The 17256-nt window shown below is 39.5% G+C and carries 11 protein-coding genes and 1 tRNA gene; 4 read left to right on the top strand and 8 right to left on the bottom strand.

The window, feature by feature from the left end; genetic code table 11:
- Positions 1-170 precede the first annotated feature (170 nt).
- The 6 genes from DBR40_RS08390 to DBR40_RS08415 form a co-directional block, all read right to left on the bottom strand.
- Positions 171-4118, bottom strand: a complete 3948-nt coding sequence (locus tag DBR40_RS08390) for a two-component regulator propeller domain-containing protein (RefSeq protein WP_158674012.1) — start codon at positions 4116-4118, stop codon at positions 171-173.
- 229 nt (positions 4119-4347) lie between these two features.
- Positions 4348-6000 (bottom strand): arylsulfatase, encoded by a 1653-nt coding sequence (locus DBR40_RS08395; RefSeq protein ID WP_124559290.1) that lies wholly within the window; start codon positions 5998-6000, stop codon positions 4348-4350.
- A gap of 167 nt (positions 6001-6167) precedes the next feature.
- Positions 6168-6238, bottom strand: a tRNA-Cys gene (locus tag DBR40_RS08400).
- Between the two features lie 184 nt (positions 6239-6422).
- Positions 6423-6704, bottom strand: a complete 282-nt coding sequence (locus tag DBR40_RS08405; RefSeq protein WP_124559291.1) for a SelT/SelW/SelH family protein — start codon at positions 6702-6704, stop codon at positions 6423-6425.
- A gap of 845 nt (positions 6705-7549) precedes the next feature.
- Positions 7550-8653 carry a PepSY-associated TM helix domain-containing protein gene (locus DBR40_RS08410; protein WP_124559292.1) on the bottom strand — a complete coding sequence of 368 codons (1104 nt, stop codon included), beginning with the start codon at positions 8651-8653 and terminating at the stop codon, positions 7550-7552.
- A gap of 3 nt (positions 8654-8656) precedes the next feature.
- Positions 8657-11008, bottom strand: a complete 2352-nt coding sequence (locus tag DBR40_RS08415; protein ID WP_124559293.1) for a TonB-dependent receptor — start codon at positions 11006-11008, stop codon at positions 8657-8659.
- A 129-nt stretch (positions 11009-11137) separates the two neighbouring features.
- On the opposite strand from DBR40_RS08415, the gene DBR40_RS08420 reads away from it, so the two are divergent.
- The 4 genes from DBR40_RS08420 (at position 11138) to DBR40_RS08435 (ending at position 14455) form a co-directional block, all read left to right on the top strand.
- Complete coding sequence (locus DBR40_RS08420) at positions 11138-11926, top strand: SDR family NAD(P)-dependent oxidoreductase (RefSeq protein ID WP_124559294.1); 789 nt, start codon at positions 11138-11140, stop codon at positions 11924-11926.
- 430 nt (positions 11927-12356) lie between these two features.
- A complete protein-coding gene (locus DBR40_RS08425; RefSeq protein WP_124559295.1) occupies positions 12357-13163 on the top strand; it encodes a phytanoyl-CoA dioxygenase family protein in 807 nt (268 codons plus the stop codon).
- Positions 13164-13319: 156 nt separating this feature from the next.
- Complete coding sequence (locus tag DBR40_RS08430; RefSeq protein WP_124559296.1) at positions 13320-14015, top strand: CDP-alcohol phosphatidyltransferase family protein; 696 nt, start codon at positions 13320-13322, stop codon at positions 14013-14015.
- Entirely contained in the window at positions 14012-14455 is a 444-nt protein-coding gene (locus tag DBR40_RS08435) for a GtrA family protein (RefSeq protein ID WP_124559297.1), read from the top strand. Before DBR40_RS08430 ends, DBR40_RS08435 begins: the two co-directional genes overlap by 4 nt.
- A 167-nt stretch (positions 14456-14622) precedes the next feature.
- Here the strand turns inward: DBR40_RS08435 and DBR40_RS08440 are convergent, their stop codons facing one another.
- A complete protein-coding gene (locus tag DBR40_RS08440) occupies positions 14623-15711 on the bottom strand; it encodes a phosphotransferase enzyme family protein (protein ID WP_124559298.1) in 1089 nt (362 codons plus the stop codon).
- Positions 15712-15824: 113 nt separating this feature from the next.
- Positions 15825-17174: a Gfo/Idh/MocA family protein gene (locus DBR40_RS08445; protein ID WP_124559299.1), complete on the bottom strand. Its 1350-nt coding sequence runs from the start codon at positions 17172-17174 to the stop codon at positions 15825-15827.
- Positions 17175-17256: the final 82 nt, after the last annotated feature.

Below are 17256 nucleotides of genomic sequence, written 5' to 3' on the forward strand. Positions count from 1 at the left end.
AAAAATATACTTTTAAAAGGCGCTTGGTACATATAAAGATTTAGGCTGCTCAGTTTTATTTGGTAATGCCGAAGTACCGCTTTTTTTACGCCATAAACAGGGGGCTAAATCATACTTTGAAGGGGGCGTTTTAAGAAAAACACCCTTTAAACCCCAATTTAGCGTAACTTTTATGTGGTAGCATTGATATTATAATATTTGTGAAAACTTTTGCGGTGCTTTTTAATAAACTCCGAAGGGGTTAATTTAAAGAGCTTTTGAAACTGTTCTCTAAAGTATTTGCTATCGTTTATACCCACTCTGAATGCGGCTTCGTTTATATTCAAATTGGTATTAATAAGCAACTCGGCTGCCTTGCGTAAACGGATAAAGCGGATAAAACCGTTAATACTTTGCCCCGAAGTAGTTTTAATCTTTTTGTAGAGGTTAGAATGGCTCATCCCCAAATCAGAAGCCAGCGTTTTTACATTGAAACTATCTTCCATTAAATTTTCTTCTATAATGGTAATGCATTTCTGTAAAAAGCCTTTATCCTCCTGCGATACTTTGTGGGTATCAGATTTCAGGGTGATCTCATTATAAAAATAGGATTGCAAATTGGTGTGGTTCTTAATAATACCGTTAATTTTTGCCGTAAACAGCTCCTTATCGAAAGGTTTACTGATAAAATCGTAAGCTCCAACTTCTATACCCTTTAGCTTAATTTCAGGGCTTGGATCGCCAGTTAACAAGATTACCGGGATGTGGCTCAATGCCGAATCATCTTTTATGGCCCTGCAAAGCTCAATACCATTAAGTCCATCCATGTTTACGTCCGAAATCACAATATCAGGCAGGTATTCTTTACATAAACGCAATCCATCGGTGCCATTTTCGGCCTTATACACTTTAAAGCTATCCTGAAAAATATGTTTGATATAATCTATAATCTCAGGGTTATCGTCTATTATGAGGATAGAATGTAGGTCGGAAATCAATAATTCGAGGTTACCCACATTTTCGGCTTCGTTATTTTCTATTTCTTCCTCCTGTGCAATCAGTTCGTTAACGTAGGTAAGCTCATTTTGTAAAGTACCACTGTGTTGCGGCAAATGTGGTTCGCCTACCGGAATATCGACCAAGAAGGTAGTACCCATGCCCGGATTTGCACTGAAAGAGATTTTACCTTTGTGCAGCTCTACAAAGTTTTTAGCCAAATAAAGTCCGATACCAAAGCCCATTTTTAATGATTCGTTGTTCATTACCTTATAAAACTTATCAAAAAGCTTTTCGCCCACATCAGCAGGAATACCCGGACCACTATCGCGCACCTCGATTTGCACGCGTGTACCGTCAGTTTTAACGCTAAATTTCACATAACCGCCTTTAGGTGTAAATTTTAGCGCATTAGAAAGCAGGTTAAACAAAACGATTTCGAGTTTATCCTTATCTGCGTAAATATCCTGCTCTTCTTCTTCGCACTCAAAAATATAATTGATGTGGTTGTTCTTGGCCAGGTAATTAAAGCAAAGAAAAATTTCGTTAGTAAACTTAAACAGGTTAATCCTGACGATTTTAAGGATATCATTTTCACTCTCTGTTTTCCTGAAAAGCAATAACTGGTCTACCAAACTCAACAAACGCCTCGAATTACGGTAAACTACATTGAGGTCGTTCTTTTCCTGACCGGCTTCTTTTTTGTACAGAATATCTTTAATTGGGTTAACAATCAAGGTTAAAGGTGTTCTTAGCTCGTGCGAAATATTGGTAAAGAAGTTAAGCTTCTTTTCGTTCAGGTCTTTTTCACGTTCCATTTTCAGATTGGTAATTTCGACCTCATGTTTTAGCCTTCTTTGGCGGTTACGGTAAGTTTGGAACAGATAAAATAAGGACGAACCAATAATTAAATAAATGGTATAAGCCCACCAGGTACGGTACCATGGCGGCAAAATGGTAATGATTACAATTTTTTCGTTGTTGCTCCAGGCGCCTTCGGTATCGGTACTTTTAATGTGCAACTTGTATTTGCCTTCGTTTAACCTCGAATAATAGGCCGTACTTAATTTATTTACATAATTCCAGTCTCTATCCCAGCCCTCCAGATAATAGGCGTACGAAATTTGATCCTGAAAAGAAAACTCCACGGCAGCATAATCAACCGAAATTACTGCAGAATTGAAAGGAATGGAAATACGTTCGAGATTAACGACCGAAACATCCCTGTAATTGGAATCCTGATCGAGCGGCACATTATTGATTCTGAAATCGGTAAGCACAATTTTCGGAATCCGCTTGTTCTTTTTAATGCTATCGGGCGAAAACAGGTTAAAACCGCCAATACCACCAAACAAAAGGTTTCCATTAGATAATTTTAGGGCTGCATTATAATTAAATTGATTGCTTTGCAGCCCATCGGTGGCATAATAGTTTTTAAAGCTGTTGTTTTTAACATCAAATTTGGATAAACCATTGTAGGTGCTGCACCATAAATTGCCTTGCTTATCTTCCAGGATATTTAAGACCGAATTACCGGGAAGACCATCGCTTTGGATATAGCGCTTTATTTTTTTGCTCTCAGGATCGAAAAGCAGTAATCCACCTCCCTCGGTACCAACCCATAACCGGTGACTGACATCTTCGTGAATGGCCCTTATAGCGAAATTAACCTTAAAGTACTCGTGTTTTTTATTTACCGGATCGATCTTAATCAGCTCGGCATAGTTGCCACCCCAGAGCCTTCCCTTCGAATCCTGAAAAAGCGTATGAATGTCCTTAAGACGGTTATCGAAAAGGTCGAATTTATCGAGCGCTTTATTGTAACGATACAATGCCCCGCCCTTGGTAGTACCAGCCCACAGATTTTGCTGTTTATCCTGGTACAATTTCCAAAGGTTAACCTCATCTACACCCTTAACGGTGTTGTAACAGTTGTAATGAATAAATTTCCCTTTTGCTCGGTCATAGCGATCAATTCCGCCGCTAAAAGTGGCTACCCAGGTATTGTGACTGGCATCGTTTAAAACACTGGTTACAAAATTACTGGTTAACGATCCCGGATCGGCTGTTTTAGCATAATTGGTAAAGGTATTCTGTTTTTGGTTCCAAACGCTTAAACCGCCCCCATCGGTACCAATCCAAATGTTCTTATTTTCATCTTCACTGAAAGAAAGTACAAAATTGTTAATGAGCGAATTGCTTTTTAAGGGATCGTGTTTTATGGTTTTAAACTGTTCGTTTTCCTGGTCGATAATATTCACCCCGCCACGCAGTGTAGCTATCCATTTTCTCGATTCGTGGTCTTCGTAAACCTGTGCAACCGAATTACTGCTCAATACATCTTTTTCTTTTCCGGCTGCCAGGTAGCTTATTTTCTGGCTCCGTGTATCGTAAATCGCTATTCCTCCCCCATCTGTCGATATCCAGAGCTTCTGCTGTTTATCTAACACCAATCCCATAATATTCTCGTTGGGCAAATGCTGGCTAAACCGTGTTAAACTATTGCTGATAGGATTAAATTGAAAAAGTCCTCGTTCTGTTCCAACCCACAAAGTTTGGTTAGTGCCCGCGGTAATGCTGGTTACTGAGCGTAATACAGGGGTAACTAAGCGGATGGTATTTCTCCCGGCATTGTACCGGCATAAACCAACATCTTTAATAAAAAGCCACAGGGTTTCTTTATCATCAACATATAAAGCTTTTACGGTATAGTTCAAGCTCTTACCAAAGGGGATTTGTTCGGCCAGAGGGCTATCCTTTTTAAGTAAAAAAAGTCCTTTTTCATCAGTAGCCACATAAACAGAGGTGGCCTTACTTACCGCAATGGCATTAATAGAGTAGCCTACTTCATTTCTTTTGCCCCGCTCCTGATAAAATAGCTGATGAAATTTTGAATCGGCGTAATCGTAATACGAAATACCTTTTTGCGTGCCTACCCAAACGCGGTTTTTCTGGTCGCCGTTAAGTACGGTAATGTGATTATTAACTAACGAGTTTTCATCGCCCCAGCCATTTCTGAATACCTTAAAATGGTAACCATCATAACGGTTCAGGCCATCATAGGTGCCCATCCACATAAAACCAAAACCATCAAGATATAAGGAGTTTACTACGTTGTTCGACAATCCGTTTTCTACCCCCAAATATTTTATGGTAAAGGCAGGCGTTTGTGAAAAGCAAACACTGATACTTAGCCATAAGTAAAATATGGAGCATATAGTAGTTTTATGGATAGGGAACATAGAAAAATCAGTACCTGGATATACTTGGCAGGAAACGAATATACATATTTTCCTAAAAAGCCCACTGTCTGCCCTTGTTTTAGGCTGTATGTTAATCCATACAAGTACTACTTACAAATAGGTTTTAGGGTTAAATTCCAGCCTTCGGAGTGTTCTTATTTCCCTCCCTTATTTTAATGATTTCGGTGTAAGGTACAACCCCGGCATACCGGGCCCAGTTTTGATAAGCCGTGGTTAATTCGGTAACTTTTTGAGGCATGGTAGCTGCCAGATTGTTCAACTCAGAACGATCTTTACTGATATCGTACAACTCCCATTGGGTTGGCAGCCCCGTGCGGTACTCACTTACCAGCTTTAGGTTACCCAGCCTAACAGCTGCATTACCTTCGTGTTCCCAAAAAATAGGTTCTGTATGAATGGGAGCTTCTTTTCCATAAATCAATGGCAACAAACTCTTTCCCTGTAAGGGGATAATAGTATTACCTTTATAGTTGGCAGGATACTTTGCTTTGCTTACGTCAACGATGGTGGCCATAATATCAGGCAAAAAACCGTACTGATTGGTAAATTTTCCCAAACGCGCCTGAGGTATAGCCTTAGGCCAATGTATAATCAGCGGCGTGCTTATTCCACCTTCGTTAATCCAGTGCTTAAATTTTTTAAAGGGTGTATTTGAAACATTAGCCCACGATTGACCATAACTGAGCAAATAACCCAATTTTGTGCCCAGGTTTTGGGGCAAACCGCCACCAAGCAAGCCTCCTTCTGCGCATGCCCCATTATCAGACAGGAAAAAGATGAACGTATTATCCAGTTCGCCCGAGGCTTTTAACTGTTTAATTACACGGCCAATGTTTTGGTCCATGCGATCGATTTGAGCAGCATAAAGTGCCATACGGTAATCCATTTCATCTTGTTTGGCTGGCGAAAGCTTATCCCAATCTGCACCGTCGGCCGCGCTAAGCAGCGCGTTCTGATCAATTACCCCCAAAGCTTTCATCCTTTCATAACGGGCCTGGCGAAGTACCTTCCAGCCTTTTTTATATTGGCCACGGTATTTTTTAACATCGGCAGCCAAAGCATTTAAAGGCCAGTGCGGACTGGTGTAAGCCAGGTACATAAAGAAAGACGCTTTACTTTCTTTTTTATTTTCATCCAAAAATTTAACTGCATAATCGGTAATGGCATCGGTAAGGTAAAAATGCTCCCCTTCGGGTTGTATTTTTTCGTTCATCAACATTAATCCGCGCCCGCCAGAAGGATTAAAATAATTGGTTGCGCCAGCTAATAAGCCATAATATTTATCAAATCCTCTTTGCATGGGCCATTTCTGTTCACCATGATAACCAACATGCCATTTACCACTCATTAAAGTTTGATAACCTTTTGTTTTTAGCACCTCTGCAATGGTTACGCATTTATTATTTAAACTGCCCTGATAGCCCGGCAGGTTATAATTGAAGCTGGTACTATCTTCCGGATCGTTAGACATGTGTCCGATGCCTGCCTGATGCGGGTACAGCCCCGTAAGCAAAGATGCCCGCGTAGGACAACACCGGGCATTGTTGTAAAATTGTCTGAAACGGATACCATTTGCCGCCAGCCGGTCTAAATTGGGTGTAGCCACCTCACTGCCATAACATCCAATATCTGCAAAGCCCATATCATCGGCCATAATTAGCAAAATATTCGGTGCCTTTACTGGTGCAGGAAACTGTGGGTTTGTTCCACTAAAAAAGAGCAAGAAGGCCAGGCAGCTAAAAACGGAGATCAACTTATTCATAATCAAAGGTTAGGTGTCGCAACAAAAGCATATTTTCTGGCTTAGGCAATTGTTTTAAACTTAAATTTGAGGATTTATTTTTTAGCAAATCATAAAACTCTTGTTACTGAAACGCTAAAAAACAAAAAGCCCAATTACGCATTGAGCTTTTATAAGTTTAAAACCTGACGTCATGAACGGGTTCGAACCGCTGTAAAAGGTTTTGCAGACCTCTGCCTAACCACTCGGCCACATGACTTTCTATTGCCTGATGTATTAAAATAACATTGATAATTCAAATATATACAAAATCTATAGAATTACTATACTTTAATGATAAAAATATTTTATTCTAGCTTTTAGGGATAATTATTTCCACAATTATTTTAGTAATTTGAGCAGAAAAACTGAATAAGCTTAGCTGTGTTTTGGCAGACAGATAACTACTTAACATCCGAATGCCCCAAACTCATTGCAGGATTTACCTCATCGCGGATAAGTTGTTTCAACTCCTTAATTTCAGGGAAACGTTGCATCTGCTTCCTGTCAAAAATTAGCTTTTCGCCAACGTATACAGTGAAAACACCAGATGTTTCGCTAGGTAAAAGCGCTACTCCTTTTACTTCATTGACAAAAGTGGTTAAAATTTCTTGTGCCATATAAGCTGAACGTAACATCCAGCCACATTTAGGGCAATAGGTGATATGTATGAGTGGTTTGTCCATTTTATTTTTTACAAGGGTAATAAAAAATAAAATGGAACAATAATACTAACGCTTTTTTTCCCTGTCTGGTTTAAAAACGAAATAGAAAACAATCACTCCTGCCAATAAAAATACAACACCTAAAATAAAATTCAACCGATCATCCATACCTAAACAACAGCATGCACACCAAATAGTTGTGTAAAAACACACAACCTGCACAACTATGAAAAGCTAATACTGAACAAAATGAACTAAACAAATTACCCCCCATTACGTTCATTAAACAAGAAAAGGATAACTACATCCATAGCTATCCCTTTCCAATTACTCCCGTGTTAGAGGAATTATTATTACAATATTGAAACGCTTTTTGTTTGCCAAGTCTTGATTATCATACAAAAAATAAGACTGGTTAGTCAGAAGTCTGAAGATGATTTAAAAATCAGAAGTCCGGGGTCGGAGGTCCGAAGATAATACGAACAAATCCTTTCTGCAGGAAAAACCCTGCGCCCCGCTCTGTGCCCTTTGCACATTCCTCTGTGTGCTCTGCGGTTAAAAGTCGGAAGTCCGGGGTCCGAAGATAATTCCAACAAATCCTTTCAGCGGTAATCTGCGTAATCTGCGGGAAACAACCTGCCCCCTGCTCTGTGCCCTTTGCGCATTCATCTATGTGCTCTGCGGTTAAAATAGTCGGAGGTCCGGTGTCCAAAGTCCGAAGATAATTCGAGCAAATCGTTTCTGCGAGAAACAACATGCACCCTGCTCTGTGCCCTTTGCGCTTTTTCTCTGTGTACTCTGCGGTTAAAAAAATTGATAGATCTTGAAACAAGTTCAGGATGACGATACCCTATACAGATTCAAGCCTAAGCAACACGCATTACTTGTTTAGGTTTTTTCTTCCTTTTCTTCCACCAGATAATCAAACCCGTAACCGGTAAACTTGCTGCAATTAAACTGGCCAAAAACGATACAATTTTATGCGGTAAACCAAACAGTCTTCCTGTATGCAAGTCGTAATTGGTGGCTTCAATCAAATCGGCACCATTAAAATCGGCATAAAGTTTCGACCTGAGCATCGCCCCCGTAGCCTCATCATAGAAAAAGGTATTCTGATTGCGTGCCCAGCGATAAGGGTAAATCATCCGCAGGCGCAGTTCGCCTTTACCACGTACCGATAAACTACTCGATACAACTCCAGGGTATTGCGATTTCGCTTCAGTATAAATTTTATTGTAACGGATAGCTAATGGAGCGACAGGAATAATCTTTGGTCCCACCACCGCTTTGCCCTGGCTTAGTTTGCTTCCTGTAAAGAAACTGGCAGCATTTTTAACACCTTTAAAAGCAAAGTACAAACCGCTTAACGCCGTTACCAGCAGAACAATTGATGCATAAAAACCCAAAACATTATGTAAATCGTAATTTAACCGCTTAAAAGAAGCTTTCCGTTTAATGGTAAGCGATTGCTTTAATAAACGCATTTGCCCCGGAAACCAAAGTACAAGACCGCTAATGAGCATAATTACAAAGATCACTACCGACCATTGCATGATAAATTCGCCTGTTTTACCCAGTAAAAGTGAAGTATGAATATGCTCTACCACAGCCAACCAATCTTCTTTTCCTTTCTTTACCAACGCAGCATTGTAAGGATTAAAGTAATAAGCGGCTCCTTTTTTAGTTGTAATTTCAACGGTCGCATTCGGGAAAGCCTCTTCCATACGGATGAGCCTAATGGGATCTTTGGGAGAGAGCTTTTCAAAAGCAGTAATTACCCGGTCTAAACCCACAAATGGCTTCTGTTGAAGCCCTACATAGCGGAAATCTTTTTGTGTAAATTCTCTTATCTCTTCCTCAAATACATAAATCGATCCGGTAATACTAATTATAAATACCACCAGGCCAGTTGCCAGGCCAAGCAATAAGTGAATGTTCCTGATGGTATTTTTAAAATTCTTTTTTCTCATCAATTAAAATGCATAACCAGCCGATAGGTTAAAACGACGTCCATTTCCCCTCACATAATTTATGTTACTGCCATAAAACTGAGATATAGCGGGATAATATACTTTGTTTAACAGATTTTCTACACCCAGCGATAACCTTAATGGCTGGGTAACCTGATAAGCCGCTGCTAAATTAAATAAGTTAAACGCTTTTACCGGTCCCTCGCCGATTAAATATTTACCTGCTGCATTGGTTTTAAAGCGATCCCTGTTCCCCACACGCATCCAGTTTACATCTAAAGTCAGGTTTTTAACACCCGAATACTTTAAGTAAACCGTTGTTTTAGAAGGCGGGATGCGGGTAGTATTTAAATACACATCTTTATCACCATTAAAATTACCGTCGTTATCTACATCGCCTTTTCCTTCTACCTGTGCATAGTTACCGCCAATGCTCAAATCGCGTAGTATCTGGTAATCAGCCTGTAGCTCGAAACCGTAAACACGTTCCGGAATGCGTTGCGAAATATAAGTTCCGTTTACTTCTAACAGGTTGGCACCAAGTTTAGAAGTGCTGTAATAGTAAGCTGCACTGAAGTTTAATTTACCTACAGTACTGCTAAAACCAGCTTCATAATTATTTACAATGATGGGTTTTGTTTCTAACTGCGATAAAGTATTGCTTTTAGCCGCTCTTAATACCCTGCCCAGTTCGAAAACCGAAAACGATTGTGCATAGCTGATAAAAGGGTTAAAAAATTTGAATTTAGAATACCTTGCTCCTGCATTAAATACAAATGCGTTATAGTTTAACTTCCCGCCCTGTACAGCAATACTGCCTGCTCCGTTTGCACCTGTGGCCAGGGTGTTAAAATCATCAACATCGATATTGATGTTCTCGGCCCTTAAACCTCCTTTGATGGTTAAATCGTTAAAGAGTGTGGTTGATGCCTGTAAGTATGGGGCAAAGTTAACCATGTTCATATTAGGTACCCATAAACGTCCGTCGGTTAAGCTCTGGGCCGTTTTATCGTTCATTAAATCTAAACCATAGTTTAAGGTTACCGGCACATTTGCTGTAATGCTGAAAGGTGTATTTAAATTTACCCTTGCTCCCTTTTTAGTAGAAGTAATGGCCGACTGTCCTCCGCCGAAAAATGAAGCAGAGTTAGAATAAATGGTATAGAAATCCTGATAATATACATTGGCTGTTAAATCGGTTTTACCAAAAATCTGCTGACTGGTATATTGTAAATTGGCATTGTGGTTAAAGCGTGTACCTTCATCAACGCCTAAACGCGTACCGTAAACACCAATGGCAGGAGATTGCCCAAACACACCTTCTTTTGTAGTGTAAAGTGAATGCTGGCGCGAGCTGAAATAATTATACATCAATTGCAGGCGTTGCTTTGCGGTGAAATTGTAACCCAATTTCACAAAACCATTGTAAGATTTGGTTTCACCAAGACCATATTCGGGCGAGATAACCAAGCCTTCCGCATCGCGGTAAACACCTGTTTTTTCGTACATCCCGCTTACCAGATAATCGAATTTAGCTACCTTACCATAAAACTGTTGTGAAAAACGGTAACCTATGGTACTGTCGCCTTTCAGGTTTCCGGTTAAGCCGGCTTGTGTATAACCACCAAAAGCTTTTCCTTTATCACCATTTTTAGTAATGTAATTGATTAAACCACCTTCGGCACCATTACCATAAATGGCTGTTGCCCCTTTAATTACTTCTACACGTTCTACAACTGAAGGATCGATACTGCGGATATCCCTTCCACCTGCTCTTAGTGGCGTAGATTGTGGAATTCCATCAATCAAAACCAGCACGTTACGACCGCGTAAAGTTTGGCCCGAATTGCCTGTTTGATTAGTAGAAAAGCCTAATCCTGGTACACTGTAAGAAAGTATATTGGCTAAATTAGGGCTAATGGTTGATTGTGTAGCCAGTTCTTTAGCGGTAAGCACGGTTACCGATGATGGCGTTTGTGATAAAGATTCAGGTCTTCTGCTGGCCGAAACAATCACATCATTTAAATCTGATTGTTGCTCCTTTAAAGTAATAGTAACTGTAGTGGTATCATTTGCTTTTACCAATACACTTTGTTCAATTTGGTTATAACCCGTAATCGAAACCCTGATTTGCTGATTCCCTGCAGGTACCGCCAGTAATTCAAATGCCCCAATCTTATCGGAAGTAGTTTTAACGTTCTGTTTTTTAACCTGAATATTGGCAAATGGAATACTGTTGCCCAACGAATCTACTACTTTGCCTCTGATTGCACCCTTATCGGTTTGTGCAAAAAGCGGTAATGCTGATAAAATAGAGAGGGTTAGCGCGAGTAATCTGAGGTATGTGTGTTTCATTAAAATTAAATTTCGGCAAAGCTAACATTATTTAGACTTGTTAAAAATAATAAAATAAAAAAGATACTTTAATTTCCTTTGTTCATCACTAATTATGGATATTAGCCAAAAAACTACCTGTTATACAATATGTCTGAAACAAATCCAACTTTTGCGCTCATTACCGGCGCAAGTAAAGGAATAGGAAAAGCAATGGCCATTGCCCTGGCAAAGAGAAAAATTAACCTCCTGCTTGTTGCCCGTTCTGTTACTGCACTTGATGATTTGCAACTGGAAATTCAAGCTAAATATGAGATAAAGGTGCATAGTTTAGCAATCGATTTAACCGAACCAAACGTTGCTCCTGACCTCTATCATTGGGTTGTAAATAAACAGATAAATATTTCGATACTCATTAACAATGCAGGCTACGGCCTGTGGGGTAAATTCGGAGAACTTAACCTGACCGAACAATTGGAAATGTGCCAGTTGAACATGAACATGGTTACTTCACTTTGCCATTATTTTCTTCCAATGCTGCAAAAACAAAAACAGGCTTATATCCTGAATGTTTGCAGCACTGCCGCATACCAGGCTGTGCCTACCCTTGCTATTTATTCGGCAACAAAAGCTTTTGTGTTATCGTTTACAAGGGCCTTAAGGTTCGAACTTAAATCTGGTCCTGTTTCGGTTACTTGTTTAAGCCCGGGACCTGTTGATACGGGCTTTGCCGAACGTGCCGGATTAGATGCCTTTAGCAAAATGGCCGAAAAATTTAACATGAAACCCGATGAAGTTGCAGAAATTGCGCTCAAAGGCATGTTTGCCAAAAAATCAGAAATCATTCCTGGCTTTACCAATATCATCAGCGTTTATGCCAACAGGATTTTGCCCAAAGCTTTTATTGAGAAAATGGCCGCCGGGATTTATAAAACCTAGTATTTAAGTTTTTTCAGTTAACAGTTTGCAATTTTCAATTAGCGGTTTGCAGTATTAATGAACCAATAACCAGTTTGCAATTCCTAATTTCCGGGTGCCAATTGCCCACAACCCATTTTCAAAGCGGTAAGTATCGTCCCTATGATGAGCCTTTTATCATCAACTGTAACAGGCTTTTTCTGCCAACCAAACGGTATTAGATTCTGAATCAGCACAAAAAAAATAAAAAAATGAAATAAAATTCTTTGGAATGTTAAAAATATATTACGTTTGTATTAAACACTACTAAATCTATAGATTATGTCGAATAAAACATTTTTGTTTTATTTTCTTCCAGTACCGAACCACTCGCCCATGCGAATGTGCTGTTGTTGCGCATAATACTAAATCCAATTTATCTTTTTCTTAAACCTTTAATTTTTTTTGACACATGGCAACATCGTATCCAACCTTTACCCTATCCGAACAATTAACAGCACAACAGCTCGATTTTTTTAATACTCATGGATTTATCCATTTCAAAAATTTTATTGAACCCGAAACGGTTTCTGCCATTGTTGAAGCTTCTAAACAGGTGGAACAAAAATGGCTGCAACAAGATATTAAGAAAATTAACGGGGTGCCCATTAAATACGGCAAAGACCTTGATGGCTCGGCCATTGTGCAGCGCTTTGCCTTTATTAACCAGCACCACCAAACATTAAGCGGTTTGCTGCTCGATCCGCGCTTTAATGCCTTGCTTCAGCTGGCAGGCGAAGGTGCACGTTTGGGAACAGAAGAAAAAGATGGCATGGTATTTAACCATTACATCAACGGACCTGAAAGTAAGTTTAGCAAAATGGGCTGGCATACGGATGGTTTGAGGGATATATTTTACGGCACCAAACTAAATCCAATGCTAAATGTAGGGATACACTTAAGTAGTTTAAAACCTGAAAATGGTGGTTTAAAGATTATACCAGGTACACACAAGCAAAGTATATACCAGATGCTTTTTCGCAAAAAATACTTTTTGGATAACAAGCCCGATGCGCAAGAGGTATCGATACTACCGCAAGCTGGCGATTTAACGATACACGATGGCAGACTTTGGCACCGGGTAGCTGAATCGGCTATTAGAGGTGAGGAAAGCAGGCGCCGTGTTATTTATGTGCCTATTATTGCCGGTAAATATGCACCAAAGCACGAAAACAGCCCTACTGTATTTTATCAACGCTTTGCCGGAATTGTAAAATAAATTATGCTGTTTGTTTTACTTTTCAGCTACCTGGTCAGATCAGGGAAGCTAAAGCGCGCCAGTACTTTTGTTAAGGCTGCGCCCAAAAAAATTGGTTTAAAATTTTATCGTCCCGAAACGGCCATCATATTCGGGTTTATTGTAGCTGGAGCCTAAATGGAGTGTAATATTAAAAGAGAAAAAGTGGTTGTTGCCAACCCCAAACTTTTTGGCGATAGAGAGAGAACTAATATTTTACGTGGTGGCGAGCAACAACTGATCCTTTTTCTGCTTAAAAAACTCCCAACATGGGTGTCGCCTAATTTTATGACTGGTATTGGCATGTTTGGTTCGGTACTCGTTTTCGCAGCATTTATATTGGCTCACTTTTACGGCACTAGTTGGTTACTGACTGGAATTTCGGGCTTGTTGATTAACTGGCTGGGCGATTCGCTGGATGGTAGATTAGCCTATTACCGCAACATTCCACGAAAGTGGTATGGTTTTACCCTCGATATCGTTATGGACTGGTTAAGTATCGTTTTAATTGGCCTGGGTTATTATTTTTATGCCAATAACGTGCAACAAATACTGGCCTTTTTATTTGTGGTGTTGTATGGCTGGTCGATGATTATTGCTTTGCTGAGGTATAAAATTACAGGTGCTTACCAGATTGATACCGGGCGCCTCGGACCAACCGAACTGCGGGTAATTATAGCGTTAATTCTACTGGCCGAAACTATTATTACCGGAACAATCGGCTACTTTGCCATTGCCATTTGTGTATTGCTTTCGATTATTAATATTACCGATACGCTAAAACTGCTTAAAGATGGCGATGCCAGAGATAAAGCAGATAAAGGAAGCCGATGACCTGGGAATCGATTAAACTTTTCTTAAAAGCGCAGGTATCTGCATTCTCTGGCGGGCTTACCGATTATGGCCTGATGATTCTGTTAACTGAATTACTGCATATTCATTTCACCATATCCATCATCATTTCGGGTACGATAGGTGGAATAGTAAATTTTTGTATTAACCGTTTTTGGGCCTTTAAAAGTACCGGTGGTTATCATGGTTCGGCCAATAGTCAGTTTATTCGTTTTTTTATGGTGGTATTAGGCAGCATTTCCCTCAAATCAGCCGGAACCTATTTGCTCCACAGCAGTTTAAATATAGATTATAAAATTGGCCGCTTATTGATAGATAGTATAGTATCTTATGGTTTTAACTATCCATTAATGAAATACTGGGTATTTAAGGCAAATAACATCAGTTGCCAATACGCTGAAGAAGGCGAAACGCTTACTTAACAGAAAAAACGTCAATAACAGGCTTAAAAACAAATAAATAGCAGCCCAAACCACTCGTTTACCTTAAATAACAAACGTTTGCGCTAAAATTTAGGCAACAAAGGTAAAAAGTGATGTCCAGCTCAAACGATGAAGCATAAAAAACTGAACATCTTACCTTTACCTTATTAGTTTAATATCTTGGGTTCGTTTACCCTATCAGCATTAATCTGCTTAACAATTTCTTCAAATTTGGCTTCTTTAGCCATGTATTTATTTAACAAATCGAGTTGGTTTAAGCCCCTAACAAGATTATGTTCCGCATAACTCGTTTTATAATAAACATCGCCATTTAAAAAGTCGGTAATGAATCTAACGGCTTGCATATAAATCATAAACTTACCCGCGTAAATAAAGAACTGTTTTTCGGCAAAGCCTAAAACCGAATCCATTTCTTCCATATAGCCTTTGTGTATAGCGGCAAAAACATCTTCCCTGATCGCTATTTTATTAAAATCGCGTTCTTCTTCATTCGCTTCTGAAAGATAGGTACGCATCATATCGCCCACATCACTAATGAAATAGCCGGGCATTACGGTATCTAAATCGATTACGCAAAGGCCCACACCTGTTTCTACCTGCAACAATACATTACTTATTTTAGTATCGTGGTGTATTACACGGAGGTTAAGCGCTCCACTATCAACCATGTGTACATATTGTTCTTCTATTTCATAAAGCCTGATAATTTCTTCAATCGGAAATTTCGCTTCTGCAATCCTGGCGTCGCTTGCGTTTTCTAAAGCCACTTTAAACTGCTCAACACGCAGGGGTAGGTTATGAAAATCCTCAATGGTAGCTTTTAATTGATTTACATTAAAGGCGCCAAGCATCCTTGTAAATTTACCAAACTGCTTTGCGGCGTGGTAAGCCTGCTCCGGTTCTTGTACAAAATCAACAGAACAAGAGTTTTCTACAAAAGGAAAAATACGGTAAAAATGATCGTCGATCACTACAAAATCATCGCCGCTTTTTGCGGTGATGGGTGCAACAAATAAATATTTAGGAGCGGTTTGATCCAGATATTTTTTTATTGCCTCAATATTCCGGGCTATGTTTAGGGGCTCTCTAAAAACTTCGGTATTCACCTCTTGCAAAATATAGGCAACACCTTCGCCATACACTTTCCAGGTATGGTTAATCAGGCCAGAGCCAAAAGGTTCTGTTTTTAATTTTTCTACGTTAAGTCCATAAGCACCTAAGACTTCTTGAAACATAAGATGGTAATAATATATATAAGTGTGTCAGGCAGGTTATTAAATCCCATCCTGAATAAAGTTCTAGTTAAAAGTATATGGGTAATACCTTGCAGTACTACCCACAAAAAGGACTAAAATCCGCTATCGTCTAAAGCGAAAGTATTTTTACGGTCTTTCCATTTACCTTTGGTAAAATCAGGGAATTTTTGTGGCATATTTCCTTCTTTTAACGATTTGGTAGAAAGTGGAGTAATTACACTCATGGTTACCGAGTCATAAACATCAATTGGCGTTTGTTTTTTCTGTTTTACCGCCTGAATAAAACCATTAAATACGAACCAATCCATACCACCGTGACCTGCGCCTACAGCTTCTGCTTCATATTTTTTCCAAAGCGGGTGATCATATTTTTCGAACCATTCGTCAGCTTTATCCCATGCATGATCTTTCGATTTATGTTCGATGTGTACCGATTTGTTTACATCCATCCAAAGTCCGTTTGTACCCTGAACCCTGAAACCGATAGAGTAAGGACGAGGCAAGTGCGTATCGTGGCTTAACATTACAGTTTCACCGTTTGCACAATTAATTAAGGTAGTGGTAACATCACCATTTTTATAATTGATTTTTGCATTTGGGTGACCTGGAGAAAGCTCCTCTACGTATGCGGCCAATCCTCTTGCTTTCGAGCTGAACGATACCAGATTGGTAAAGCTGTTACCTCTGTTGATATTGGCATATTGCATAATTGGACCTACACCATGGGTTGGGTACAAATCACCATCCTGATCGATGTTGAATTGCGTACGCCATTGAGCCTCACTTAAAGCTTTTGGTCCGTATTCTACACCGCCTCCATAATAATCTTTACCGTTATTAAATAATACGTTTCTTAAGTTGTGCTGGTAACCGCCTTCTAAGTGAACTAACTCACCAAATAAACCCTGACGTACCATGTTTAAAGCTGCCATTACATCTCTACGGTAACAAACATTCTCTAAAGTCATGTAAGGCATTCCGGTTTTCTCAGAAGTATTTACAATATCCCAGTGATCTTGAACGGTTAAACCTGCAATAACTTCGCAACCTACATATTTACCAGCTTTCATGGCATCAACTGCCTGATCGCGGTGAAACTGCCATGGTGTAGAAATAATTACGGCATCGATATCTTTACGATCTAAAAGTTTTTTATAAGCATCTACCCCACCAGTATATTCAGTAGCTGCAGGTCTTCCTTTTTTAGCAATGAAATTGCGGCAAATTTTAAGTGAGCTTTCCTGAGTATCGCAAATAGCTACAATTTCTACATCGTCTCTCAATGCACCCTCAGAAATATGGCTCATACCACGTGCACCTACACCAATATAGCCTACTCTTACTTTGGCACTGTCTGATGATGCAAATAAGCTTCCTGTTGGCAGAATGGTTAAACCCGCCGCTGTGACTGCACCACTTTTGATAAAATCTCTACGTTCCATTTGTGTTTTTTATGTTTATTATTTAAGTTTAATTGATAGTAATTGTTATTGAACAAACGTTTTACTTGCAGTTATTTTGCCG

This window comes from Pedobacter sp. KBW01, from assembly GCF_003852395.1.
Taxonomy (GTDB): domain Bacteria; phylum Bacteroidota; class Bacteroidia; order Sphingobacteriales; family Sphingobacteriaceae; genus Pedobacter.